The organism is Dactylosporangium darangshiense (genome assembly GCF_039537565.1).
Taxonomy (GTDB): Bacteria; Actinomycetota; Actinomycetes; order Mycobacteriales; family Micromonosporaceae; genus Dactylosporangium; species Dactylosporangium darangshiense.
Window position 1 is genome coordinate 127,379 of sequence record NZ_BAABAT010000024.1, and the last position, 24,514, is coordinate 151,892.

12 protein-coding genes are annotated in these 24,514 nt (G+C 68.2%); 3 read left to right on the plus strand and 9 right to left on the minus strand.

Annotated elements, in window-relative coordinates; all coding sequences use genetic code 11:
* The first annotated feature begins 14 nt into the window (after positions 1-14).
* Positions 15-1,103: a hypothetical protein gene (locus tag ABD901_RS34905; RefSeq protein WP_345133526.1), complete on the plus strand. Its 1,089-nt coding sequence runs from the start codon at positions 15-17 to the stop codon at positions 1,101-1,103.
* Here ABD901_RS34905 and ABD901_RS34910 read toward each other — a convergent pair.
* From ABD901_RS34910 to pglW, 6 genes are read right to left on the minus strand one after another with little or no spacing between them, the layout of a single operon-like run.
* Complete coding sequence (locus tag ABD901_RS34910; RefSeq protein WP_345133528.1) at positions 1,090-3,189, minus strand: DEAD/DEAH box helicase; 2,100 nt, start codon at positions 3,187-3,189, stop codon at positions 1,090-1,092. The genes ABD901_RS34905 and ABD901_RS34910 overlap by 14 nt on opposite strands.
* Positions 3,186-4,520: a BREX system ATP-binding protein BrxD gene (gene brxD / locus ABD901_RS34915; RefSeq protein WP_345133530.1), complete on the minus strand. Its 1,335-nt coding sequence runs from the start codon at positions 4,518-4,520 to the stop codon at positions 3,186-3,188. The genes ABD901_RS34910 and brxD overlap by 4 nt, the downstream gene beginning before the upstream one ends.
* Positions 4,517-7,192, minus strand: coding sequence for a BREX-2 system phosphatase PglZ (pglZ, locus tag ABD901_RS34920; RefSeq protein ID WP_345133533.1), 2,676 nt, complete (start codon positions 7,190-7,192; stop codon positions 4,517-4,519). Before pglZ ends, brxD begins: the two co-directional genes overlap by 4 nt.
* On the minus strand, positions 7,189-10,905 hold the full coding sequence (locus tag ABD901_RS34925; protein WP_345133593.1) for a BREX-2 system ATPase PglY family protein: 3,717 nt from the start codon (positions 10,903-10,905) through the stop codon (positions 7,189-7,191). The genes pglZ and ABD901_RS34925 overlap by 4 nt, the downstream gene beginning before the upstream one ends.
* Positions 10,906-10,907: 2 nt before the next feature.
* Positions 10,908-14,417, minus strand: a complete 3,510-nt coding sequence (pglX, locus tag ABD901_RS34930; protein WP_345133535.1) for a BREX-2 system adenine-specific DNA-methyltransferase PglX — start codon at positions 14,415-14,417, stop codon at positions 10,908-10,910.
* Positions 14,414-18,571 carry a BREX system serine/threonine kinase PglW gene (gene pglW / locus ABD901_RS34935; protein ID WP_345133537.1) on the minus strand — a complete coding sequence of 1,386 codons (4,158 nt, stop codon included), beginning with the start codon at positions 18,569-18,571 and terminating at the stop codon, positions 14,414-14,416. Before pglW ends, pglX begins: the two co-directional genes overlap by 4 nt.
* A gap of 579 nt (positions 18,572-19,150) precedes the next feature.
* Here pglW and ABD901_RS34940 point away from each other — a divergent pair.
* Positions 19,151-20,152, plus strand: coding sequence for a PDDEXK family nuclease (locus ABD901_RS34940; protein ID WP_345133538.1), 1,002 nt, complete (start codon positions 19,151-19,153; stop codon positions 20,150-20,152).
* 138 nt (positions 20,153-20,290) lie between these two features.
* Here the strand turns inward: ABD901_RS34940 and ABD901_RS34945 are convergent, their stop codons facing one another.
* The 3 genes from ABD901_RS34945 to ABD901_RS34955 all read right to left on the minus strand — a co-directional run bounded on the left by ABD901_RS34945 (position 20,291) and on the right by ABD901_RS34955 (position 23,792).
* Positions 20,291-20,956, minus strand: a complete 666-nt coding sequence (locus ABD901_RS34945; RefSeq protein WP_345133595.1) for an HAD family hydrolase — start codon at positions 20,954-20,956, stop codon at positions 20,291-20,293.
* Between the two features lie 902 nt (positions 20,957-21,858).
* Positions 21,859-22,383 (minus strand): GNAT family N-acetyltransferase, encoded by a 525-nt coding sequence (locus tag ABD901_RS34950; protein WP_345133539.1) that lies wholly within the window; start codon positions 22,381-22,383, stop codon positions 21,859-21,861.
* Complete coding sequence (locus ABD901_RS34955; RefSeq protein WP_345133540.1) at positions 22,380-23,792, minus strand: helix-turn-helix domain-containing protein; 1,413 nt, start codon at positions 23,790-23,792, stop codon at positions 22,380-22,382. The genes ABD901_RS34950 and ABD901_RS34955 overlap by 4 nt, the downstream gene beginning before the upstream one ends.
* 326 nt (positions 23,793-24,118) lie before the next feature.
* Between ABD901_RS34955 and ABD901_RS34960 the strand changes: the two genes are divergently transcribed.
* Positions 24,119-24,484, plus strand: coding sequence for a hypothetical protein (locus ABD901_RS34960; protein WP_345133542.1), 366 nt, complete (start codon positions 24,119-24,121; stop codon positions 24,482-24,484).
* Positions 24,485-24,514 lie beyond the last annotated feature (30 nt).

Genomic DNA, 24,514 nt, shown 5'->3' on the forward strand with positions numbered 1-24,514 from the left:
GGTATTGTTCGGCGGTGACTTCGCTGGCGGCACTCCGCGGCTATCTCCTTGAAGAGGCCATCGCATGGCTGGTCCGTTCGAGCGGGTACCGGCTGCTAGTCGACGTCAGCGATGACCCGGACGGCGCGCTGCAGTGGGCCGGCAACGGCCTGCTGGTCACGGGACGCGGGGCGAACCACCAGGCGGACACGCTCGGCGAGTTCGCGTTCGTGCCGCCGTTCTCGCTGCCGATCCGGTTGTTCGTGGAGGCCAAGTTCCGCAACGAGACCACGGGCATCTACGACGTGCGGAATGCGTTCGGCGTGGTCAGCGACGTGAACGAGAACTATGTGCAGCTCGATCCGGGTCGGCGGCCACGTCGCCGCTACCGGTACGTGTACACGCTGTTCTCGACCTCGGGCTTCTCCGCCGCGGCCCAGGAGTATGCGATCGCGCATCAGATCTCCCTCGTCGATCTATCCGGTGACAGCTTCGCGTGGCTTCGGTCCACTGTCGCGGCTGCGGCCGACCGGGTGTACGAGCTCGAGGAGTCCTTGAAGGCGCGAACCACGAAGCCGTCGGTACCTCGAGCCAAGGTTCGAGAGGCGGTACGTCGACAACTACAGACAGGTGGTCCAACGTACCCGGGCATCGCTACGCCAACGTGGTGGTCTGAGGACATCGATCGGAAATTGGCGGAGATCGCAACCGGGATGGGCGAGGGGCTTCAGGTGGCGGAGGGTCGGGAGCTGCTCCTTGGGTTCCCGCCGGCGCCGTTCGTGCTGACGTTGTCGGCGCAGCCGCCGTACACGATGCAGCATTTCCTGACGTTCACACAGCATCGGCAGAGGCACACGGTCGGCCTGCGTCGTCGGCGTTCCGATTCACACGTGACCCAGTGGGAGCTGTTCCCGCGCGAGCGCCCCGACGCGTACCGTTTGTCGTTCACGTTGCCGGATCGAGTCGAGGAGTGGATCGATGACAGCGAGCGATACCGGAAAAGGGCGCGCATTGTCGAGGAGAGTCTGCTGTCGACGATTGTGCTGTACCGGCTGCGTCGCGGCGCAGTGACGGTGTACCAGCTGGACTACGAGTCCGCCGAGCTGCACGCTACGGGGCACTGACCCAGCGGAGCGGCGCTGTTAGGACCGCTGCGGCGCCGGCTGTGTCCGCCGCGCGCTCGGCGAGTGTGGCGACCGCCAGGTCGGGTGGCAGGACGTCGCTGAACTTCAGGCCAGCGACGGCTCGCTCGTCGATGTCGGGTGCCGGGAGCCGGCCGACGTCCACCGCGTCGACAAGTTGGCGCAGCTCATTGGCTGTCAGATCGCCACGTAGCCGAATCATGTGGTCGTCGAGGCGGGCGCCGTCCACAACAGCTCTCGGGAGGGTCGCCGCGATGGTGGCGTTGGCGCGTCGGCCTGCCCATGTCCACCAGCGGTGTTCGTCCTCCCGTGCTTCGACTACGCTGCCGTCGGCCCAGGTCTGTGACGCGCGCTGCTGCCGCAGTGCAGCAAGGGTGTGAACGGCGCGGTTGGACCAGTTGACGTCTGGTTCGGTGCCGAGGAGCACCCGGCGCTGGGATTGTGCGAGCATCCAGGACTCCGGCGGCAGAAAACCGTGCCAGAGACTACGGCCTGGCAGGTCGGTGGCTTCGACGTAGCAGCGCTGGCGGTTCCAGTCGATGTGGGTGACCTTCCATGGCCGGCCGCCGAGGACGATGACGCGCGGCCCGTCGACCTTCATGGTGAGTACGAGCGCGTCGGTGCTGCCGACCTCTCGCCGACCGTGCAGGACGGCGAACTCGGGGGCGGCGGCGAAGACCGTCAGCAGTTCCATGAAATGCCGCCGGCCGTATCGGCGTTCGGTCTGCGGTCCGATGGCGAGCATGCCGGCATCCCGGTCGAGGTGCCCGGATTCGACGAGCCACTCCACGATCGCCAGCGCGGTGTGGTCGAAGATCGCGAGGTCGCCGTACCAGGACGGCCAGGTCTCGCCACCGATTCGGCCCTCCTGCAGACAAAGGGCGAGAACCTGCTGCGCCGCGATGTGCCGGGGCCGCGGCGGTGGGGTAACCGGCTCGACATACCCGTCCCGCCACAGGGTGAGCAGCCCGGCAGCTTTGAGCAGCGTGTCTTGCTTGGTGGCGAGGAACAGGGTGTTGCGGTCGGTGCCGGGACGGCGGCCGGTGCGGCCGAGACGTTGCAGGAACGAGGCGACGGTACGCGGCGCGTCGAGTTGGATGACGCGGTCGAGGTCGCCGACGTCGACACCGAGTTCGAGGGTGGCGGTGGCGACGATGACGCAGTCGCGGGCCTCGGCGAACGCCTGCTCGGCCTGACGGCGTTCGTCGACGGCGAGGGAGGAGTGGGACACGAAGGTGCGGACGCCTTTGGCGCGCAGCGCGAGGGCGAGCTGTTCGACCTGGGCACGGCTGTCGCAGAAGGCGAGGCGTTTCTCTCCGCGGTGCATGGTGGCGATGACGGTGGCAGCGTTGTCGACGCTGCCGACGTAGTCGAGCGTGACGTCTATGGTCGGGGCCGGGCCGGGCGGCGCGCTCGGTGCGATGACCGCGCCTGGCCGGTGGGTGGCGTTGGTGCCTTGCAGCCAGCGCAGGAGGTCCTCAGGGTTGCCGACGGTGGCGGACAGGCCGACGCGCTGAATTCGCCGGCCGGCGAGGCGGGAGAGTCGCTCGACGACAGCGAGCAGATGCCAGCCCCGGTCGTCGCCGGCGAAGGCGTGGACCTCGTCGACGATGACGATCCGGAGATCGGCGAAGACCTGCCGGGGGTCGGTCAGCGTGGACACGAGCATTGCCTCGAGGGACTCCGGCGTGGTGAGCAGGATATCCGGTCGTTCGAGGCGTAGTCGTCGACGTTGGGTAGCGGAAGTGTCGCCGTGCCAGAGCCCGGTGGTCCGGCCGAGCCAGCTGGCGTACCCGGCGACCCGGGGGTGGAGGTTGTTGAGCAGCGCGCGCAGCGGGCACAGGTACAGCACCGAGATGCCGGTCCAGTTGCCGTCGGCCATGGCGGTCAGGGCGGGAAACACCGCCGCTTCGGTCTTCCCGCCTGCGGTCGGCGCGAGCAGTAGGGCATCGTCGCCGCTGAGGATCGGTTCGATGGCTGCGGCTTGCAGCGGGCGGAGGGTGCGCCAGCCGAGGGTGTTGACGATGTGGTGGACGAGGCCGGGGTGCAGCCGGTCGGTGGCGGTCACGGCAGGGCGAGGTCGATGTCGTCGACGGTTTCGACCGCCAGGCCGGCGGCGTTGCGTTCGACGTCGGTGAGGTCGGCGGCGGTCAGCGTGACCGGGTAATGGCGGCGCGGGTCGAAGTCGGGGAACTGTTCGGCGCGGTCGAGGACGTCGGCAACGAGTTTCTTCAGGAAGACCCGGGGTGCGACGCCGACTTTGCCGCCGAGCTGGCCGGTGACGGCGTCGGCGAGCAGGGCCACGTACGCGTCGTCGACGGTGGCGGCGACCCGGTCGCGGTCGGGCAGGCCGGTGACGAACAGATCGCGGACCCTGCCGCCGAGTTCGCGGAGCCCGTCGGTGGTGAAGCCGGGCAGCCGGAGCTGGACGGCGCGCGGGTTGTCGAAACGGGCATCGGCGGTGAAGTCCGTGGCGAGCCGCTGCGCCAGTGGGGGAAGGCGTTGTGCGCCTTGTACACCGTCGAAGAACGCCGGGGTTCCGGTGATGATGAGGTACAGGCCGGGAAAGCGGCCGCCGTCGACCTCGTCGATGAGCTGCCGCAGCGCGTTGAGCGCCTTGTCCCGGACGTCGGATCGCATGCGCTGCAGGGTCTCGACCTCGTCGAGGACGATGAGTAGCCCGGGATGCCCGCAGCCGCGGAGCACGGTAAGTAGTCCCTGCAGGAACGCTAGCGCACCGAAGTGGTCGAGTTCGCCCTTTAGCCCGGCGGTGCGGCGCACGGTCGAGGCGACGTTGGGTTGACCACCGAGCCAGGCGGCGAGTCCTTCGGCGGTGGCCTGGTCGCCGGCGCCGGCGGCGGTCCGGTAGCCGCGCAGGGCCGCGGCGAAGGCGGGTGCGCCTCGGGCGATCTCGCCGAGTCGCCGGTCGAGGAGTTGATCGACGCCGACGTCAAGCGCATCGCCGTCCGTCTCGGCGACTTCCCCGGTGGCTAGGACGTCCTCTTCGAGGGTGTACATCCAGGCGTCGAGGACTGGCCGCAGCGCGGACGGCGGGAACTCGGCGGTGGCGAGGTTGTCGCAGATGCGCCGGTAGACGGTCTCCAGCCGGTGTAACGGGGTCTCGGTCTCGGAGATCTGCACCTCGGCGGTCGCCATCCCGCGGTGTTTCGCCCGCTCGGCGAGCCAGCGGGTGAAGAACGTCTTGCCGGCACCGTACTCGCCCCGTACCGCCTTGAACACCGCACCACCGCTGGCGGCCGTGTCGAGTTCGGCGTCGATCGCGGCCTCGAACCGGCCGAGTCCCACCGCGAGCAGGTCGAGTCCGTTGCGAGGGACCGTGCCTCGACGGAGCGCATCGATCACCTCGCGGCGCCGCCGGCGGCTGACGTCGACCGTCACGGTTGGGCTCCGAGCTCGAACTGCTCGCGCAGCATTCGTTCGTCGAGCGTGACGAGTTGCCCGTCGACCTCGACCGCCTGGTACCCCTCGACGGCGAGGACCCGGCGCAGGATGGTCACCACGTTGCCGATCCGCTGGGCGGGAACGCCGGAGCGGGCGGCAAGGGCCTCCATCGGCATCCGGTGGCCGTCCGCTTCGTGCAGGGCGGTGAGGAGGGCGGTGACCCGCTCATCAGGCAGCACCGGGCGGCCAGCCAGCCGCAGGGTCCGGTTGCGTTTGTACCGCGGGCTGGCCAGTAGAGCGGTCACGAACTGCGGCGTGACACTGACGGGGCCCGTCGCCGAAGAGGCAGAGACCGGGGCGGCGATGTCGAAGAGCGTGCCCTCCTGGGTGGGTTCGATCAGCGTGACGTCTGTCGGCAGGTCGACCGGGCCGCGCCACCACGTCGGGGATGCGACCGGTGCCGGTGACCAGCCGACCGGCGGCGGTTCCCCGGCGGCGGTGAGCATGGCGAGCGGGATGACGACTTCGGCAGCGCTGGCGCCGCCGTGGTAGCCGGCCTTGCGGGCGGTGTACCGGACGGTCTCGCGCCAGGGCAGAACGACGTCGCCATCACCGAGGATGACCCGCCGCCCGGTAATCCGGCTTTCGCCGTCGCCGGGCGGGCTGCCGTCCGCGGGTCGCCACCGCGCCGACAGGGCACCGTTGCCGCTGCGCAGGTCGCCGTCGGGTCCCCGGTCGACGACGTGCCCGTGATCGGAGAGCAGCACCACGACCCGGCCGCGAGCGGCGTCGAGCAGATGGCGGACCAGTCGAACGGTCTCCAGAGTCCAGGCGGTCGCCGCCGGGTCGCTGCGGTCGAGCGCGTCGTCGATGGTGTTGACGACCGCGGCGACGGTGCGGACGTCGGGGTCCCGCAGCGCGGCTACGACGGGCGGCGCGAGGCTCTGGCCGGCGCCGGAAAGCAGGTCACCCTTATGGAACAGCACCGCGTCGGGGCCGAGCTGCTTGGCGAGCCCGGCGCGTTCGTCAGCCTGCCCGCCCCGGCGGAGTTCGCCGGTGAACAGGCTGGTCCGGCTTACCTCGGTCACCGACGGCAGCGCCGCGACGACCCCAACCCGATGCCCGCCGTCCGGAGTAAGCTCCCACCAGTCCGCGGCCACCGCCGACTCGACCAGCTCCGTGCTCGCCGCCACGCTCATCCCGTCGACGACGAGTAACAGCACCAGCCGGCCCGCATCGACAACGGGCTTCACGACCCGCCGGACGACGTCCTCGACGTACAGCAGGCTGCCGGGCTGGCTGTCGGCGGCCGTGGCCGCCGCGAGAATCGCGGCGAACTGCTCGTCGTGCCTGTCCCGCCGGGCGACGACGGCGGCGTGCAGGTCCCGGTACACCGCCGCGAGGGCAGGATCGCTCACGCCGACCCAGAGCCGGAGCCGGGCCCGGTCGAGCCATCCGTCGGTGGTGATCTGCCGGCGTACCGCCTTGGCCAGGGTCATCGGGGTGTCGTCCGGGGTGTTGAGCCAGCGCAGGGCGCGCATGGCCAGCACGGCGGTTGGGTACTGGTCGCCGACTGTGGCGAGCCGGTGCCGCGCCACCATCCGCAGTGCGGCTTCCGCCGCTTCGAAGGCGCGGCCGGTGGGCTGGCGCAGCGCCAGCCGCAGCTCCTCGGCGAACGTCGTAAGCCGTGCGTCGAGGCCGCCGGGAAGAAGGTCCGACCGGCCTACGAGGCGGGCAGCCTGGAGCCGGCGGGCCAGGTCCTCGGCCCGGCCGAGCAGGCGTTGCGCCTCGACCCGGTCCTCGCCGCCCAGTGCCCGCATGACCCAGGCGAGAACGGTGGTGCTCCACTCCGCGGCTTCGCTCTCGCGGGGGGCGGTGCCGCCGAGGTACTGCTCGAACCGCACCCGGGCGGCGGCGACCTCAGCGGTTGGCGCGCGGCCGTCCCACAGCAGGCCCGCTACGAGTCCGAGGGGGATGGCATCGGTGCCGTGTCCGCTGTCGACGGCGGCGATGGTCCACCGCGCGGTCGGGCCGGCGGTCTCGGCGAGCCAGCCGGCGATGATGGACCGCAGTGCGCTGTCGACGGTCGTGTACCGCACCACGTCGGTGCCGTGCAGGGTCCATTGCAGCAGCCCGGTCGCGTCGAGGTCGTCCGGGCCGAGGCCCAGTAGGCGCGCGGCCAGCAGCCGCATCGCGCCGTCGCGGGTGACGACACCGCCGCGGACCGGTGGCCAGCTGCCCGGTGGTGCGTGTTCCAGCAACGCCTCCGCGAGCTGGCGGCGCTGCCGGACCAGGGCCGGGTCGAGCGCGGCAGCCTCGAAGTGCGTCCGGACGATCTCCCACGGGTCGATGCTGATCACCGTGTGGGTCGAGCAATGCGACAGCAGCCCGGCGCCGAGGTCGTCGTCGTCGCGGTCGGTGAGGACCACCAGGCGCTCCTCGGCCGGTAGCTCGACCAGCGCGACCCGGACCGCGAGCGACGACACGGCTGGCACCACCCGCACGGTGGTGTCGCCGACCCGGATCGTCGGTGTGCCGCTCCACTCGGGGCGTGCCTTCAGTGCCAGGACCCGTTCCGGACGGCCGCTGCGCAGCCAGTCGGCGACCATTGCCCGCACCTGCGCCTCGGTGGCGCTCGGCGCGGCGATACCGGCGGGGGTCGTGCTCACTCCACCGACCATTCCACACGGACACGGCGACCGGCATTCGCCTCCCGGAAGCGGCGCAGCCTCGCCACCGCATCCTCGAACGAGGCGTCATCGGAGATCGTGACCTCGCCACCGGTCCGCACCAGCGGAGGCGTGATCGAAGGGGTAGCCGGGGGTGGGTCAGCTGCGGGCGGTGTCACGACCGTCGGGACCGCGACCGGTGGGGTCACCATCGATGGCGGCGTCCTGGCTAGCAGCTCGGTCGCCTCGTGGGCCGCCGTCGACAACGCCTCGGCGAGGTCGGCGTGCAACTGCTCGCGGCGAGCCGAGTCGGCCAGCTTCTCCAACAGCAGACGCCCCTCCTCGGCGCGATCGTCCCGAAGCCCGGCGACCGTGCTGAGCATGTTCCACGGAGTGCGTGCCAATGCCTCGGTAAGCGCCGTCGCGCGAGTCAGGTACACACTGGCGGTCACCGGCTCGGCCTCGCCAAGATCCGGCTCGGCCAACAGCTCCACCAGCACCACGTCATCGAGCTCGTCCACGACGGTGTCGAGCAGGGCGACGGCGCGCCGGGTGGTGTTGAGCCGGCCGGTCGTGGCGGCGGGATCGATGCCGAGCTGGCCGGCGTGGGTCTCCAGCGTCTTGACCAGGGTGCGCAAGCCGGGGAGCGCGCCCTTGGCGTGGTCACGCACCGCAGCGCCGAACCGGGCGAGGTTCGCCGCGGACAGTCGCGGCGACAACCGGAGCGGGGTGAGTCCGTTGACGGTGTCGAGCGCGGCCTTCCACTTCGTCTCGTCCGGGCGGCGGTCCATCCGCAGCTCCATGTCGTCGGCGATGCCGTCGAGCCCGGGAGCCTGGATCTTCCGGTCGTCCCGGTACCAGGACAGGTCCTGGTCGAGCGCGAAGACGGCAATCAGGAGCTGCTGTACCTGGCGGTCCAGGCCGCGCGGCTGCGGCAGGTCGGTCAATCGGCGCAGCAGCAAGACGCCGAACCGATCGGTCGCCCCCTCCAGCGCCTTGGCCTGCTGGAGGAAGTGCCCGGTCCACCACAGGTACGTGGGGTTGACTGTGTAGACGCCCTCCTCGGTGCACTCGCCGATCCGGAGGTGATTGACGATCCGCCGAACATGCCGCCGGTCACCCGACTCCACCAGCACCCGGCGGGCCGGGTCGGCGATCGCCTGCTGGGCGTACTCGAACACCTTGCGCAACTGCGCCGCGGTGACGAGCGGCTCGTCCTCGGGCAGGTTCGGGGTACCCGGGTAGATCCAGGTAAGCATCTGCCCAGTCAGATGGTCGGACGCGGCGCGAAGGGTGCCACCGATCGGTTTCGCCGGCGTGAACCCGCGCGCGATCGTCTGCAGCACCGGATCGGGATCATCCGCCACGTCGGCCGGTAGGGCACCCACCACGCCGTACGCCTGCTTGAGGCAGTCAATCAGCCGGCCGCGGGTGGTGCGCTGCTGCTGCTCCAGCATCGCCTTGGCCTGCAGCCGCTCTTCGGTGGAGAAGTCCGAGGCGATTGCGCGGAGCCGGTCGTCTCCGCTGCCGGCAAGCAGGTAATTGAGCCTCACCAGCGTACCGACCAGGCCCAGCCGCTCCTCGGTGAGAAAGTACGGCAGCCAGAACAGAGTTTGGCTATTCAAATGCGTACCAATAACCCGAATACGGGCAGTGTCGCTACGACGGGTGTGGGTCTCGTCGTCGAACGGATAGTCGATGACCACACGCCAGCGCCCACCAACCGCCGCGACCTCCGCCTCGGGCAACTCGTTGGCGTCCCGGACGTTGGCGAACAGCACGTCAATGTGGTGCCGACGGCCCCGCCACTCCCGTGGGTGCTGTTGGGCGGCGAACATCCCGTCCGGCGGGGTCATGCCCAGCTCGGCGCAGACCAGCTCGCGCAGCAACCGGCGCCGGGCGCCGGGCGTGTCTTCGGTGGTCGGCACCCGCTCGACGAGGACCGAGGCGTCGACCTCGGACAGTTCCATGCGAATCACCGGATCGGTGCCCTCGCCGATCTGGATCTCCGGGATGTACACCGACAGGTCACGCAGCCGCTTGAGCACCCGCGGCGGTTCCGAGCCGATGATCGGGCTGACCATGCTGCCGTAGTTCAACGCGTGCAATCGCACGGCGTTGAGGTTCGCCAACGCCGGCACCTCCGGCACCAGCGCCGCCAGCAGCAGCGTTTTGATCAGCCGGTCGTCGATGTTGAACTGGTGGCTCGGCGGCAACGCCGCGGCAGTCGCCTCGGTCTGCTGATGCTGTTCCAGCAGGACCGACCGCAACCGGCCGTAGAGCACGCGGGCGGTCTCGAAGTGTTTCTTCAGCCTCGGGTTGTCCGGCAGTTCACCCTTGGCGACCAGCTCGTCGAAGAGCTCGGCAACGCCGATGACGTCATTGACCCGCAACCGGTCCCGGCCGGCCACCAGGAGCCGCGCCATCACCTTCAGCGCGGTCCGCTCCCGCTGCAACGCCTGCGACAACGCCACAAGCGTCGCCACCAGTGCCGGGCTGAACGGATACAGCCGGCGGAACACCGCCGGGTCCGAGCCGACCCCGGCGTCACCATACTGGTTGCCGGCGACCAGGGTGTCCCACACGTCGCGGCGGCGCTGCACCGCCTCGAACGCCTCCTTGATGATCCGCTCGCCGTCACCGATCTTCCGCAGCAACCGCCGCTCGGCGATCTGCGGCAGGTTCCGGTCCGGCAGCACGATCTCGGTGAACCGACCGCGGCCGTGCCGGAACACGTCGGAGAACGCCTGCCGCTCCGCACCCGGCACGTGCGGGCCGAGGAACTCCACCAGGTCGCGCTGGCGAGCGACGTACGACACGATCGGCACCGGGCGGTGCTGGTCGGCCGACTCGACGAACTTGGCGAGCTTGCCGCCCTCGTGGTTGACGAACTCCAGATTGGAAAGATGCTGTGACAACCACAGGATCAACTCATCGAGGAACAGCACGATCGCGTCGTACTTCAGCGACTTCGCGTGCTGCGTGATCACCGCGAGGCCCTCGTCGATGTCGAGGAACTCGCCGCTGTGGACGGCGCCCTTGAATAGCGTGGCGGTCAGGTCGGATACCAGCCGGTCGCGGTCGGGCGTGCCGGGTGGCTGCGCCGCGGCGGCGTCGTATCGGGCGGCGTCCCAGCCGCCACGCCACTGGCCCCATCCAGCGGACCCACCGCCGGACGCCTCGTTGAGCCGAGCGAAGAACCGCTCGTCGCCCACTTCGGCGCGGTACTCCGCGGCGTCGCCGAGCAGCGCATCCGACCGGTGCACCGCTGGCGGCGGATCGTCTGGGTGCAAGGCCATCACCTGCTGGCGATAGCCGCCGAGCACCGCGGCCTCGAGCGACCGGGCGCCAAGCAGGTGGAACGTCAACGTCAGCACCTTGCGGCCGGCGAGCCACCGGTCGGCGTCCGCGACGGGCTCCGACAGGTTCTCGACCGCCAGCGCGTCAGGGTTGCGGCGCAGGATCTCGTGCAGCACGGCCATGAAGTGGCTCTTGCCGGAGCCGAACGACCCGTGCAGGAAACCCGCCTGGGATCGGCCCGTCTCCAGAGCCTGCGCCACCAAACCGAGCGCCTTGACGAACTCGGCTTTCAAGCTGTCGGTGACCACATAGTCGGCGAGGGTCTGCTGCGCATGGCTGACACCCTCGGCCAACCGCATCACGTAGTCGGAGTCGGTCACCCGCTCCGGAATCACGATGACCTCGCGCAGCATCGTCACGGCAGCACCCCCAGTGCGATCTCGGCCCGGTCGGCCTCCAACGTCGCCAACTCTGCATCGACGAACGCGGTGTAGAAATCGGCCGGACTACCGCCGTATTCCGGCATTTCGTCAGCGTGCCATTGATGCAGCCACGACTCCAACTCCGCCAACCCCGCAAGCAGCGGCAGCAGCCGCTCCTTCGGCCAGTCGTCCTGCTGCTTACGCTCCATGTATAGGTTCGCCAGCGCCTGCGCCTGCTCCAGATGGTCCCAGCCCGCCCATCCGAGCATCGGCAAGGGATCCCGGCCTGCGTTCGGGTAGAGCACGAACCGTTCCTTCGGCACGTCGAGCTTGCCCCGGTTCCGCCAGTACGACGTCCGCGCGAAGTCGGCCGGGGCGTACTTCGGCGGCACCGGGATCGGCTCCGCGAGCCGCTCACGCTTCTTCTCGGCCTCGTCCTCGCGCCGCTGCAGCTTCCAGACGTGCTCCCACTGCTTCCGAATGGCGAGCCCGGACGGCTTGTACCGGTAGGCCGCCAGGAACGGCACTGTCTCGTTCGCGACCAGCTTCGCCAATTCGTTGGCAAGGTCGTAGCCGTCATGGCCGCAGTAAAGTGCCAGCACCGACCGGAAATCGGCGTCCGTGCCCACCCGGTCCGCGAGCACCCCGACCGACATGACCCGCCCGGCCGCAGGCCCCCGCCACAGTTCCTCTGCTTCGAGCCGGTCGAGCAGCCAGTCCTGCAGCGCCTGCTGCTCCTGCGCCTCCCATGGCGTCGAGGACCACCGCCGCTTGCACTCCGGACGTTCAATCAACGCAAGGTCCGCGCGCGACTCGATCAGCGCGATCCGCTTCAGGACCATTTCCCGGTACGCCTGGGGCCACTCCTCGGGGAGGGTAGCCGTGGGCTGCGACCGGTGCCGGACGAACCACTCGGGGACCGGCCCGCCGTCGGCAATGCCGCGGGCCATGACGATCTCAAAGGCCCGCTGCCCGAGCGGCAGCTCCGGAAGGGCATCGTCCGGCACGGTCACGTCTTCGTCGAGCAGGCCGTACAGCCGGTAGACCTCCCAGTCCAGCTCTTCTTGTAGCGCGACCATCCGCCCTCGGATGCGGATGTAGTCGGCCTTTGCAACGTCAAGCGCCAGCCGCGTCGGAACTCGGGCGGCGCAGATAGCGGACGGCCGGACTGGGGCAAGATCCTGCGACAGCCGATCCAACGCCCGTGCCCGCGCCAACGGCGATCCTCCGGGTACAGGAAAGCTTTCCAGCTTTGTGCCCGTGAACTCGTAGCGTTCCATCCAAGCCTCGGGCTGAATGCCTCGACCCATACCGCTGCCGCCCTTGCCCTGGCTCACCTGTTTGAGCCAAAAGCACGCTGTCGACGAGTTCAACAGACCCAGTAGCGCCAAGTGATCGTCCTCGGTTGCGGTGTCGGGTAGCTTGATGACCGGCGCCGTTCTGTTGAAGACCTTCCCGCCCCGATCCACCACGAACTGGTTGTGTGTAGCCACAAAAGCGAACACAATCGATAGGGGTGCGCGAAGCTTTTCCCGGTAGAGTTCACTGAACTCATACCACCGCACGGTGGGGATATTTTCGATCGGTTTTCCGAAACGCTTGCGCCGTTGGAGTGCTCGTCGGTTAGGCCACAGAAACTTGGCTAGGCTGGGCTGCCGAGCAAGGTCAACTGGACTGAGATCTGACGTGTAAGGCCATATCGCATCCACAGCTGGCACTATCGTGTAGTCTCGAACTACGTCACCCTCCACCATTGCTCGAGTCGGAAGGGAGCCGAGCCGCAACGCAGTTGTCAAACTATTGAGGAAGAATGCATCGTCCTCGGCAGTAATGGCACTGTAGCCCATATGCTCAGACCGAGTACCCAGCCTAACTACGCCATGTGCCTCAATCTGTACCCGGATACCGTTAGCACCACCACCCGCCAGGCTCCACGGATACCGCGTGAACGCTTCACGCTGAACGTCGACGACCGTCGCGTACGGAGTGTCAGTGCCTGGCTTGTCAAAGTTGTTGGTAATTGCGGACCAGACGAGACCCTCGGCCGGATTCTCCGGCTCGCCGGGCTCTCCTTGGACACCGAGCACGGCGCGCACGGTCGGGCGCTTTGGCTGGCGGCGATAGCCAACCAGGAGGACTGTCGGGGTGCCATGGCCCGGAATATAGGCGCCTGATGTGTCGATGATGTGGCTTAGTTCGACCTTCTTGGCGAAGAAGTCGGTAATCAGTTTCTTGCCGAACTCTCGTTTCATGAAGGAGTTAGAGGTGATCTGTCCGACAATCCCGGCCCGACCGGATGCGTCACTGCCCCGAACCAATTCGAAGAAGCGCTCGGCGAACGGTACCGAAAGTGCATATTTGCCCGAGCAGGAGTCGTACATCCCTCGGTAGAGGTCATTGAGGTACTTGTCCTTGACGGTGATGTACGGCGGGTTGCCGACTGCCACCGTGTACTGCGCCGGCTTGAGCAGTTTCTTCAGCGTCTGGGCGTCCTCGGTGTAGTAGGCGTATGCCGTGCCTGTCTCCAGCAAGTGCAGCATGTCGCCCTGGTGGGAGGAGTCTTCGTCGCCCCAGCGCAGCAGCGAGTCGCCGACGGCCAGTCGCATCGCGAAGCCCGGTGCGTCGGCGAGATGCTTCTCGTCGCAGTACCGCAGGGCTTCGACGAGGAGCCGGAAACGCGCGATGGCGATTGCGAACGGGTTGATGTCGACGCCGGTGATCTGGTCGAGGACCTTCTGCGCCCGTACCCGTCGGTCGAGGTCGGGATGGTGGCGTTCCCACAGGGGCAGCAGGCGGTGGAACGCGCCGAGCAGGAAGTGTCCGGAGCCGCAAGTGGGGTCGATGAGCGCGGTGTCTTCCAGGCCGTAGTCCTTGATGGACTCGTCCAGCGTGAGTTCGAGGATGAACTTCTCGACGAACTCCGGGGTCTGCAGCAGCGCGTACCGTTTGCGGGCGTCCTGGGACAGTTTTTCGTAGAGGTTGCCGAGGAACCGGGTGTTGAGCGGCGGGTTGGCGTAGTCGTGGATGCCGGCACCGCGCCGCCAGAAGTCGAGCAGCCCGGCGGCGGCATCGGCGCTGAGGTCCCAGCGCCAGACCGGGTTGTGCTCGTCGAAGAGGGCGGTGGTTGCGCGCAGGCCGGCGAGGTGCTGAAACGCCTGCCGGATCCACTCGCGGTCGCTGTGAGTGGGGTGCTCGAGGAAGTACGCGGTGGCGGCTTCGACGGCGTCGTCGGTGCGTTGGCCGGGACCGGCGATGAACTGCTGGTCAATAAGGTCGTTGTCCTCGCAGAAACGCACGAAGACGGTGCCGAGCAGCCACGCGACCGCCGCCTGGTCGATCTGTTCCTCGCGCCACGCCTCGTAAGTGGCGCCCGTGCGTTTGCCGTACGCCTCCTTGTACTGAGCCTCCAACCAGGACCGGAGCCTCGGCTGTGTCTCGGCCTGCCCGCGCAGGTCGGCCGCGAGCGTCTTGAGCTGGCGCTGCAGGGCGGCGAGTGCGGTCACGTGCGGGCCTTTCCGGTGGCCTGGGCGGGCTGCCACCACGCGTCGGGCAGCCAGGTGAGCTGCCCGGTAGAGGTGACAGGGATGGGCTCCTCGTCGAGGAGTTGCTTGCCGCCGCGGGTCGCGACGAGGAGGAGCCGGGCCGCCGGACGTGGTACGCCGTTGTCAGCCAGCGATGCGACGAGGTCCATGCAGCCGTATCGCGCGAGGGGTGCCGCCTCGGTCAGCAGTACCGCCGCATCTATGGCCAGCGCGGCGGTGAGGCGCGGCACTACCTCGGCCCGGACGGCGCTCTCCAGGTTGCGGCGGTCCGGGTGGGCGGCCTCGCGAGCATCGGACTCCAGCACCAACTGCCACGGAACGCCGAGGGAGCGCAGCGTCTCGACCAGGACGGCGGTGACGTTCAGCTCGGTGAGCCCGAAGCGGTCGAGCAGCGCCCTGCGGGCGCCGCCAAGGGCCGCCGGTTTCACCAGGACAGCCAGGAAGCCGTCGCGGTCCAGCACGGCGGCGAGCCGGGCGTCAGCCTCTGCGACGGCATCCGGGCCGGCGGGCAACAGCGGTCCGGTGCGAGTGCCACGAGTACGGCTCGCGAACAGGTCACTGCCGGGTCTGGTGGGTGTTGTGTAACGGTCATGCCGCCATTCGAGCGCGATACCGGCCGCGCTCAGGTACTGGTCGAGCTTCGGCCGGCCGGGAAGGTCTTCGGCCTTCGGGAACCGGGCCCGGACCCGCTTGCGGACCTCCTCGATGGACAGTGACCTGCCCGGTGACACGGCGAGGCTGCCGGCGGCGAGCCGAAGTGCGGTCTCGGCCGCCATGCCGACCTGGTACAGCTGCTCCTGTGGGCTGACGGCGACGCCACCGGCCGCTGCGGCGAGAAAGAGCATCCGGCTATCCGACATCTGCGGCATGGCCGATGGCGGGGCCGGTTCGCGGAGCCGTTCCAGCGCCCGGGCACGCGTGGCTGGGAGGGACTGGCTTGCCAACCCGTGCGCGATCCGGCCGAGCTGCGCCGCGTACTGCATGAAGTCCATGGCGGTGTGCTCGGCGTTCGGGTCGTCCGGTTCGCGGCCGATCAGCACCACCTTGTCGAGCCGGTGCTGGTCGACTCGGGCGTCGCCGCCACGAGCCAGCTCGACCTCGACCACGGCGCGGACCACGCCGATCGCCTGGGTGGTGCGTCTCGGCTCCGGGCTGAACGACCCGTGCGCGGCGATCAGCTCGCCGGCCAGCTCGTCGGCGGACATCACCCCGCCGTTGGCCTCGATCAGTACCACGATCTCGTCCCGGACCCGGCTCATGTCCGGCAGCTCCTGCCACCGCTCGGTGAGCCGGTGCAGGATCTGCGACACCCGCTGGGAGGTGACGCCGGCGTGGCGGGCCAGGTCGACCTGGGACGGCCAGTGCGGCGGATGGTCGTCGCCCGGCGGGACGTCCGAACCCAGCAGCATCGACACGACTGCCGTCTCGGCGGACCGGCGCCGGGTCACCGGGCCGGCAAGCAGCTCCAGCAAGGTTTCGATCCCGGCGACCGTCCGGGTATCGCCGTCACCGGTCGGCTCGGCGGTCACGGTGTGGCTGGTGGCGAAGACGGCCCGCAGTTCGCGTGCCCGGCGGCGGATCTCGGTCTTGGTCGCCTGGGAGACGCCGGCCAGCCGGGACAGCGCCATCTGGTCCTGGTCGATGAGGTCGCCGACGGTGTGCACGCCGATGCGTTCCAGCGCCGACCGGGCTTTCGGGGTTAACCCGACCCGTTCCAGCGGGGTGTCCCGCCCGACCGCGAGCGGAATCTCTTCGGCGGATGGCACGTGATCGGTGGCCGGTGCCGGAAGCGCGGTGAACACCCGCCGCCAGGCGTCGGCCATGTCCTCGTATGTGTCGAATCGGTGCCGGGCATCCCGCGCGAGGGCCTTGGCGAAGAACGCGACCAGACTGTCGGCGACGGCCGGGTCGAACAACTCTGGCGCCGGCGTCACCTCATCGGTCAGGTGCTCTGGTGGGGTGAGCCCGTCCCCCCATTTCGGCAGCGTCGCGCTGGCCATCTCGTACAGCGTCACTGCAACGGCGAACCGCTCCGCGGCGGCGTCGTATCGCGCCCGGCGCGGCGGGGCCAGGAACGGGTCCAGGTACGGCGGGGTGCCGGCGGTCAACTGCTCCGCCGGGGCGGCGGCGAGGGAGAAATCGAACACGCACAGGTGCAGCTCGCCGTCCCTCGACCGCGGCCGGGCCGCCAGGTTGGCCGGCTTGATGTCGCGATGCATGATGCCCTCGGCGTCCAGCGCGCGGACGACGTCGAGCAGATCCCTTCCGTAGCGCTCAAGCAGTTCCAGGTTGAGCCGGCCGCCGGAGGCGAGCTGGTCGGCGAGCGTCTTCGGCCCGGCGTACTCCAGCAGCAGCCCGACCTCGCCACCGACCTCGACCGGCTCGTCCCGGACTGGGCGGACGATCTGCCAGTGCGGAATCCGCCGCAGCACCGCGGCCTCGTCGTACAACCGCTGCCGTTTCTCCGGATCACGCGCCACCTTGAGCACCATCTGCGCGCCCTGCTCGTCGCGGACGAGGATCGCCACCGACGTGGCGCCGGCACCCAGCCGGTCGACCACGGTCAGCCCGCCCTCGAGCACGTCACCGCCACGCGCCTGCAACGGGTTGACGAGCGGCACCGGATCCGGCGCGGTCAGCTCCTCTTCGACCCGGTCGAGGCCGTCCAGGAACAACGACACCGTCTTGGTGCGCATCGGCACCACCACGCAGGTCGCATCGAAGACGAGGTCGACCAGGCTGCTCGGGGCGCCGTCGAGCGCCGCGGCGATATCCAGGCCGCCGAGCCGGTCCAGCACCGCCTTGCGCTCCGCGACGCTTGTGGCCGGCTGACGCCCGCTCATGATGTGGTACGTGATCGCACCCAGCGCGAACACATCCAGCAGTACCCCCGGCGCATCCGGGTTGGTGAGTTCCGGCGCCTGATAGACGCGGGCGTGCTCGTCGGCGAGTTGCTCGACATGTTGAGTGCCTAGCAAGGTGCCCTGCGAGGTCGTGGTGGTCCCGGGGATCCGGCCGCCGGTTTGCCAATCGATGACCACCAACCCGGGTCGCGACGAGTTCGGCTTGCGCACGAAGATCGACCTCGGGTTGAGATTGCGGTGCACCAGGTGCCGTGAGTGCGCATACCGCATGATGTCGCCGAGCTCACGGACAAGTTCAAGACGCCGGTCGACGGTCAGTTCACCGTCGCGTTCGGCGAGCCACCGGTCGAGCCGGACCCAGTCCTCGTTGTGGTCAAAGATGACCGCCGGGCCGTACGCGTGTTCGATCAGATCGTGCGCTTGGACGATGCCATCGTGGCGGATGCCCTGCAGCAGCCGGAACTCCCGCTCCGCTGCCCGCTGGATCATCTCGCGGTCGGCGTCGGCTCGCTCGGTCAGGTAGAACCGGACCCGCCGTACCAGATCGGTCTGTTGGTGCCCGGCGAGGAAGTCCTGCCAGCCGGGCCCCTCGGCGAACGGTTTCGGTGTCAGCAGTAGTTGACCGACCATCCGCTTCGACACCGATGGTCGCAGCCCGCACGCCTCGATCAGGGCGACGATCTCGCGAGCGGCTGCTCGGTCGATGCCGCCGCTTGCCGGACGGTGCGTCACCAGTCGGTTGATGTCGTCCAATCCGGATGAGGGCGAGCCGGCAGGGCCGTATACGCGTTGGCGGCCGACCGGATCCAGCTGCGATCGGACATTGGCAGCGTGCAGGAATACCGCCGCGTCGACGTACGGCACCCGAGTGCGACGTCCAGGCACCCTGGTGGCGTACTGCTCGAGCAGCGTCCGTAACCGCCGAGCTTTGCGATTCGCTGCGATCACCGGGTTGTCGACGAGCCGCACCAGGCCGTTCGGCATCGTCCGCCGCCACTGGAACCCGTCACCGGCGATCTCACCCTGCCAGTGCTTCAGCTCCAGCACAAACAGGCCCTGCGGCACGAGGAGCAGGAGGTCGACCTCGTTGACCGTGCCGTCCGTGCCCTGGAACTCGACGTTGGCCCAGGCGTGGTAGGGGTCACCATCCGGAAGCAGGGCCTGAAGCTGCTGCAGACCAGCTCGCTCGTGTGGCCAGTCGCTGGCATTGATCTCCCGCCAGCGGGGCGAATCCGGCCGGATCGCGACCACCCCTCTCCTGACCTGCGGCACTGTCGCCGATGGCGATCTTCAGACTACTTAACGCGGATCTCCGCCTGGAGAGTAGTACCTCTCATGTACACGGATCACCCGCATCCGGGTGAATCGACGTGCCGGACGGTCGAGGCGAGACAGAAAAACGGTCACCGCCTTCCGGACAACAACCGATCTTCATACGCTCAGCTGCGCGCAGACTTGGGCTGGGCGACAAGGTGCGGATGGCGTCACGACTCGGGCCTCGGCAACACTGCTACGGTCAATGCCTTGTGCTCGCGGGTGGCGGTCCGTGGCGAGCTGTCCGACCAACCGGCGCGCCGGCGCAACCGTCTGAGGACCATGTTCGAGACCGTGGCACAGGTGGTGCACGCCCAAGGCGCAGTGGCAGGTGGTGACGTTCCTGCTGACCGCGATCCTCCCCACCGGCTTGGACGAGCCACACGCCCGTCGGGGGAGTGCCACAATCGATGTTCTTCGCCCTAACGGAGGAGTCGTATGGCGGCTGCTGTGGCACCCATCCCTACCCGGTACGGCGGCGTTGTCTTCAGATCACGGCTAGAGGCAAAGTGGGCTTTGTTTTTCGACCAGCTGGGCATCAGCTGGGAGTACGAGGCGCAGGGCTACACCGTCGGACCGTTCGGGCGGCGTCGGCCCTACCTGCCGGACTTCTACCTTCCCGCACAGCAGATATGGGTCGAGGTCAAGGGCAGTATCAACGACTTGCGGTACAGCTTGCTTGTCGATGCGGCTGATCCGCGCCACGGTCTCGCACCGCCGGCCGACGCCGACTGGGAGCTTCAGCAAGTCCGGCTGATCGTGCTCGGCACGCTTCCGAGAACCGGGTACCTGCACAATGCCCTTTCCGTCATCGGCGGTGAAGTCGTCGCCGCTCAGTCCGTAGTGGCAGCCTGTGTCCCCGAGGCCGGAACTCACGCGTTCCTTACGGTGGGCTGTCTTGTGCGGGCCAGCGACGACTGGTCAAGTGAACGGTCAGCTGGGCTGGGCGCCACCCCTCTCGTCACACGGGAGGCAGGTTTCACTGTTTGCGAGCACGTTCAAGAGGCGTACGTCGCGGCGCGATCGGCGCGGTTCGAACACGGCGAGAGTGGCGCCCCAGCCGGTGTTGCGATGCACGGGACCCGGTCCTCTCAGGCTATTGCTGTTGCCGCAGCGCCCATGCAGCCGACTGCCATCCAGCGGGATTATGCTGGCCCGAAAGGCGGCCCGCTTCGCCCTCCGCCCGCTATCGCCGCAGCAGACATCTCGGCGCCGCTGGCCTCGCCACTGAGCAATGTAGATGCCGCTGCCATCCGCCAGCTTTGGCCGGAAGTGCTTACTCGCGTGGCTGGCAAGAGCCGCAAGATGACAGCGATCCTGCGCGAGGCCATCGTTGTCACCGTTGAGCAGAACACCTTGACTCTCGCCTTCAGACATCACACTCATGCCGCCATGCTGGGAGCAGCTCCTGAAATGCTTGAAGACACGTTGCATCAACTGATCGGCGAGAGGTGGATGATTACGTGCATCGTCGCCGAACCCAAGACTCGAACACAGAGCGACGATGTATCAAGTTGATCTCACTCCGAGCCGCAGCTGATATGGCTCGCAATACCGGCTGATCTGTTGCTCAACGAGACCTGCGAAAATAGCGACCCGGCGTCACCAGCTCAGCGTTGTTCGCTGTCGATTAGCTATGCGGCGAGGGTCGCGACATCAAGCGGCGTTGAGGGCCTTCAATTGTGCCGGCAGCTCGCGGAGTGAATCGATGCGTAGGTGTGCGCGGCGTACCTCGGGCTGGTTGGCGTAGAAGTAGCCCCAGGGGCCACGGCGGATGAACACCGTGATCAGTCCTGAGTCCGCTGCGGGGAGGATGTCGTTGTCGAGCCGATCGCCAACGTAGGCGATCTCGGCTGGGCTGCAGCCAGCGGATGCAATCAGGGCATCAAAGAACGCGCGGGACGGCTTCTCTGCACCCCAGTCATCCGATGTGGCGATGAGGTCGACACCCAGGTTCAGTTCGCGCAGGAGTCGTCCGGCGCGGGCGGTCTGGTTCCCGGCGACACCGACGAAGTAGCCCGCTGCCTTGAGCTCGGCGAAGCACTCACGCACGTCCGGGTAGAGGTCGCGGCCGTTGAAGTGCTCGGCGATACCAACCTCGGCGCGTCGCCGCCGCTCGGTGGCCAGGTCGAACCCGGGCCGGAAGTGCTGAAACGTCTCGCGGTAGTCGCGTCCCTGAGCAATGACCTGCCCAAACACTGCGGAGAACGTGTGGCGCGGCACGCCGAGCCAGTCGGCCCAGGTGCCGTACTCCGTTGACTCGTCGATAAGAGTTTCGCCGGCGGCGGTGGCGTCGAGCTGCGACCGGACTAGCGCGAGCAGCTCGCGGGGTGACGGGCTGTCGTGGTAGATCCGTCGCAATGCTTCGGCGCTAGATACGACACTACTGACACGCGGCTCAATCAGGTGACTCGATCCGGCTGTTCCTGCCAATGGAGCAGCAGCAAGTGCTTGCAGGACGGTGCGGCGCCGCATGTCGTCGTTCTCCTCTGCGGTCCGGTGACCGGTTGGGTGTCGGTCGGCTGGTACCGCTTCACCGTAGATCGGGTCCGCTGGTGGAACCAATCGTGTCGGGTATACCGAAGGATCGACCGTGGGCTCCGAGTTCGCGGCGGGTGTCGCATGGTTGTGACGGTGATCGGCACGGTCGGCCGGTGGCACTGGGACGAACCACAGCAGCTGCTCGGGGATGCGGAGCAGCCTCGCCCAGAAGGTGAGTCGGTCAAGCTGCTGTTCCGCGCGCCGGTGCTCCAGGCGGCTGATCTGCGCCTGCGTCAGATGGGCCCAGCTGGCGATTGCCGACTGCGGGATCGGGGCCTTGTGGTGAGGGTGGAGCCGGTACGCGGCGATGAGCCGCCCCATGTGACGGTCGCGCACGGCCGCGACAATCGCCGGATGCTCCCAGAACGACGTCGGCACCTCCGGCGGCTGTGACTGCTGCGCCGTCCCGGACCGGCCGCACGCGCTGCAACGCGGGCCCGGATTGTCGCGGGCGAGGCGAACACCGCAGCGTGCACACTGATCGGCGCCCGCTGCTGACATGTCATCGACCTCCATCGACGCGCATCCCGCCACCTGTCGATGCAGCCTAACCGGCACATATACGCTGTGTACACGCACCCTATGAGCAGCGTGGCGACATCGGCCTGTTGCGTCCGACCACCGCGCGCGGATCGCGATCGGGTTGGGGATGGCTATTCCAGTTCGGCGACGTCTCTACACGGTCACGTCAGCGCCTTAACGAGAACGTCCAGGGGGCCGATCTTCGGTGGGCTCGTTGTCGCGACCTTCCGCCAGCCCCAGGCGTCGTACATGGCGCGTGCGGGGGCGGTTGGGTTTGCGCACAGCGTGGCGAACGGCTCTTGCCGGGATTCCAGCAGGGCGGTGATGAGCGCGGTCGCAATGCCGTGTCTGCGCCACTGCGCAACGACGACCAGTTCGAACACGGCGAACTTCGCCTGCCCGCGCGTAAGGTCGGGCTCGTCGCCGGCGTTGCGCCACCACTGCTCCGCCGAGAACGGGAGGCCGTATGCGAACCCGATGAACTCGCCCGCTGCGGACAGTGCAGCAATGAACGCGAAGCCGGGCTGGTCTATCTGGTCATCGAGATGGCCGATGAAGTCATCAGCATCGCTTTCGCTCTCGTGATATGGCGGCTCTTGATAGACCTGAAGGTAGATGTCCCGGAATTCGGCTCCATGTGCCCTCAGCTCTGCCGGGTCAAGCCGTTGCACGGACCATTCGGTCATGCCGCTGGTAGGAGTTCGTGGGCGGCGGCCTGCGCGAGGACCTCGTCGGTGTGTTCCTGCCGGGGCCTCGTGTTGATCAATGTGATGGCTTCCGTGAGCTCGGACCTGGCGCGGCCGGACCGGACCGTGCCGAGATGGGGCAGTGTCGCCGCGAGGACAGCGCACGCTTGCCGGTCATCGCCTTCGTGCAGGTATGCGAGGGCGAGTCGTGCGGTGAAGAGTGCACGGTTTCGTTGATATTGCGGCTCCAGGCGATTGATGGCTTTGTACATGTGTGCAGCGGCCTGGCCGGGCCTGCCAAGGTACATGTTGATCGAGGCTTTCGACGCCAGCAGCTCGGCGTCGGTGTAGAAGCTCAGCCACGTCGGGTCGTCGTCGTTGCGAGTCGGCTCGAAGGTGTTGAGGGCTCGCCTCATGGCCCGGTCGGCTGCGGACGCATCGCCTGCCTGGGCCCAGCCGGTCGCTTCTCGCACCGCGAGCAGTGAGAGGAGTCGGGGAGTGCCCCATCCCGCCGCGCGCCGTTGTGCGAGTTGCGCGAGCTGGATCGCTTCACGGGGTCGGCCGCGGTGCCGAGCGACCATGATCATGCTTCCCAAGATGAGCACCTCAAGGTTCAGGTCGTCGGCCAGTTGTGCGGCGCGGAGCGCTTCACCGAAGTGCCATTGGGCGGACGGGATGCGCCCGGCGTCGAAGTCGAGCCAGCCGGCCATCTCCGCGAGCTCCCCGTATGCCAGCTGGAGCTCGTGGGCCGCGGCGTCGTCGTATCCGGCGGTGCCGAGCAGCGTGTCGACTTCGCGAAGGCACCACCGCGCGGCGTCGCTCACCGGCACGCCACCGTCGTGATCGTCGAGCGAGTAGAGGTCTGGCAGCAGGCCGCGGATCTGGCGGGCGTAGTCGTGCGTTACCACCCTTGGCCGTGCGTGCCGGCCGAGGATGCCCGCGAGGGGCAGCGTTACTGACGTGACGAGCAGCGCACGGCGGTCCACGGGACTCAACTCCTTCGTCGGGTCGAGCCCCACCGTAGCGCCGTGGTCGGGCGATCCGGGAGCCAGTCCGGCGAGGGCCCGCGGTGCGCCGAGGCCGTCGACGATGCTGTTGATCGTCCGAATGTCGAAGCTGCCGCCGGTGCCCTTCATCAGGCGCGATACATGCGGCTGGGAGAGCCCGACCAGACTTGCCAGCTGGACCTGGCTCATGTCCGTCGCTGCCACAACCAGCCGGAACACCGTCTTCCAGTCCCAGCGGGTGAGGGCTTCTCGCATCTCGGTGGTCAGCCACAGGTGGGACGGAACGGCTGCCGTGTCGGACGTCCGTCGAGTGGAAGCACACGCGGCGCATTCGTCTGTGTCGTTGTAGCGGCTCAGTTGATGGCCGCACCGACCGCAGCGGCGCTGCTGGGTGATTGCCACATCATCACCTCACGTTATGCGTCCACGTATAGATCACGTATGCCGAAGCGTGTTGCTCGCTGTCAATACGAAGACCACTGTAGGCGACGTTCATCCGGCACGGGCCTGCCCCAAAGGCGTTTCGGCGCGAATTAGGTGACCCGGGGTGAGCCTGACCTTGCTGTATGCGTGGCAGGTATGCCGCCATACACGCCTCGCATCGTCAGATCGCGCAGCGCGGATGAAGGCTATTCGAGAACAAGCACGACCCACGGTGACCGAGCAAACCTTGGTGCCAGGACGGAGAACAGCACGTGAGGCGGAACGGGCTTCTATACGCCGCTCTGGTGGAGTCGGGCCGAGGGCTCACGGTGCAGGCGGCGGCCAGCACGCAGCAACTGGGCGGGACAGCGTCGTCCGCGCCGGGTTTCAGTCTCGCGTCTCTGCTGGTGTGCGAGGGCTGCGACCAGCCGTTGCAGCCCTCGCACACCACCGGTGGCCAGCGGGTCTACGTGTTTCTGTGCGGGTGCCATCGTGGCGAGGTCTCCGGCGACGTGGTGGAGCGGCTGGCCAGGGATCGGGTTGAGGTCGAGTCGTACGCGCTGGTGGCCGACGTGCCGCCGGACCGGTTGGGCCAGGTGTTCCGCGGCCTGTTCGCCCAGGTACGGACCGGGTCATCGACGGACGATCTGGCGTTTGTCTGGCGGTTGTAGGGCTTCTGGTCGCCGTCGCTGCGCTGGCTG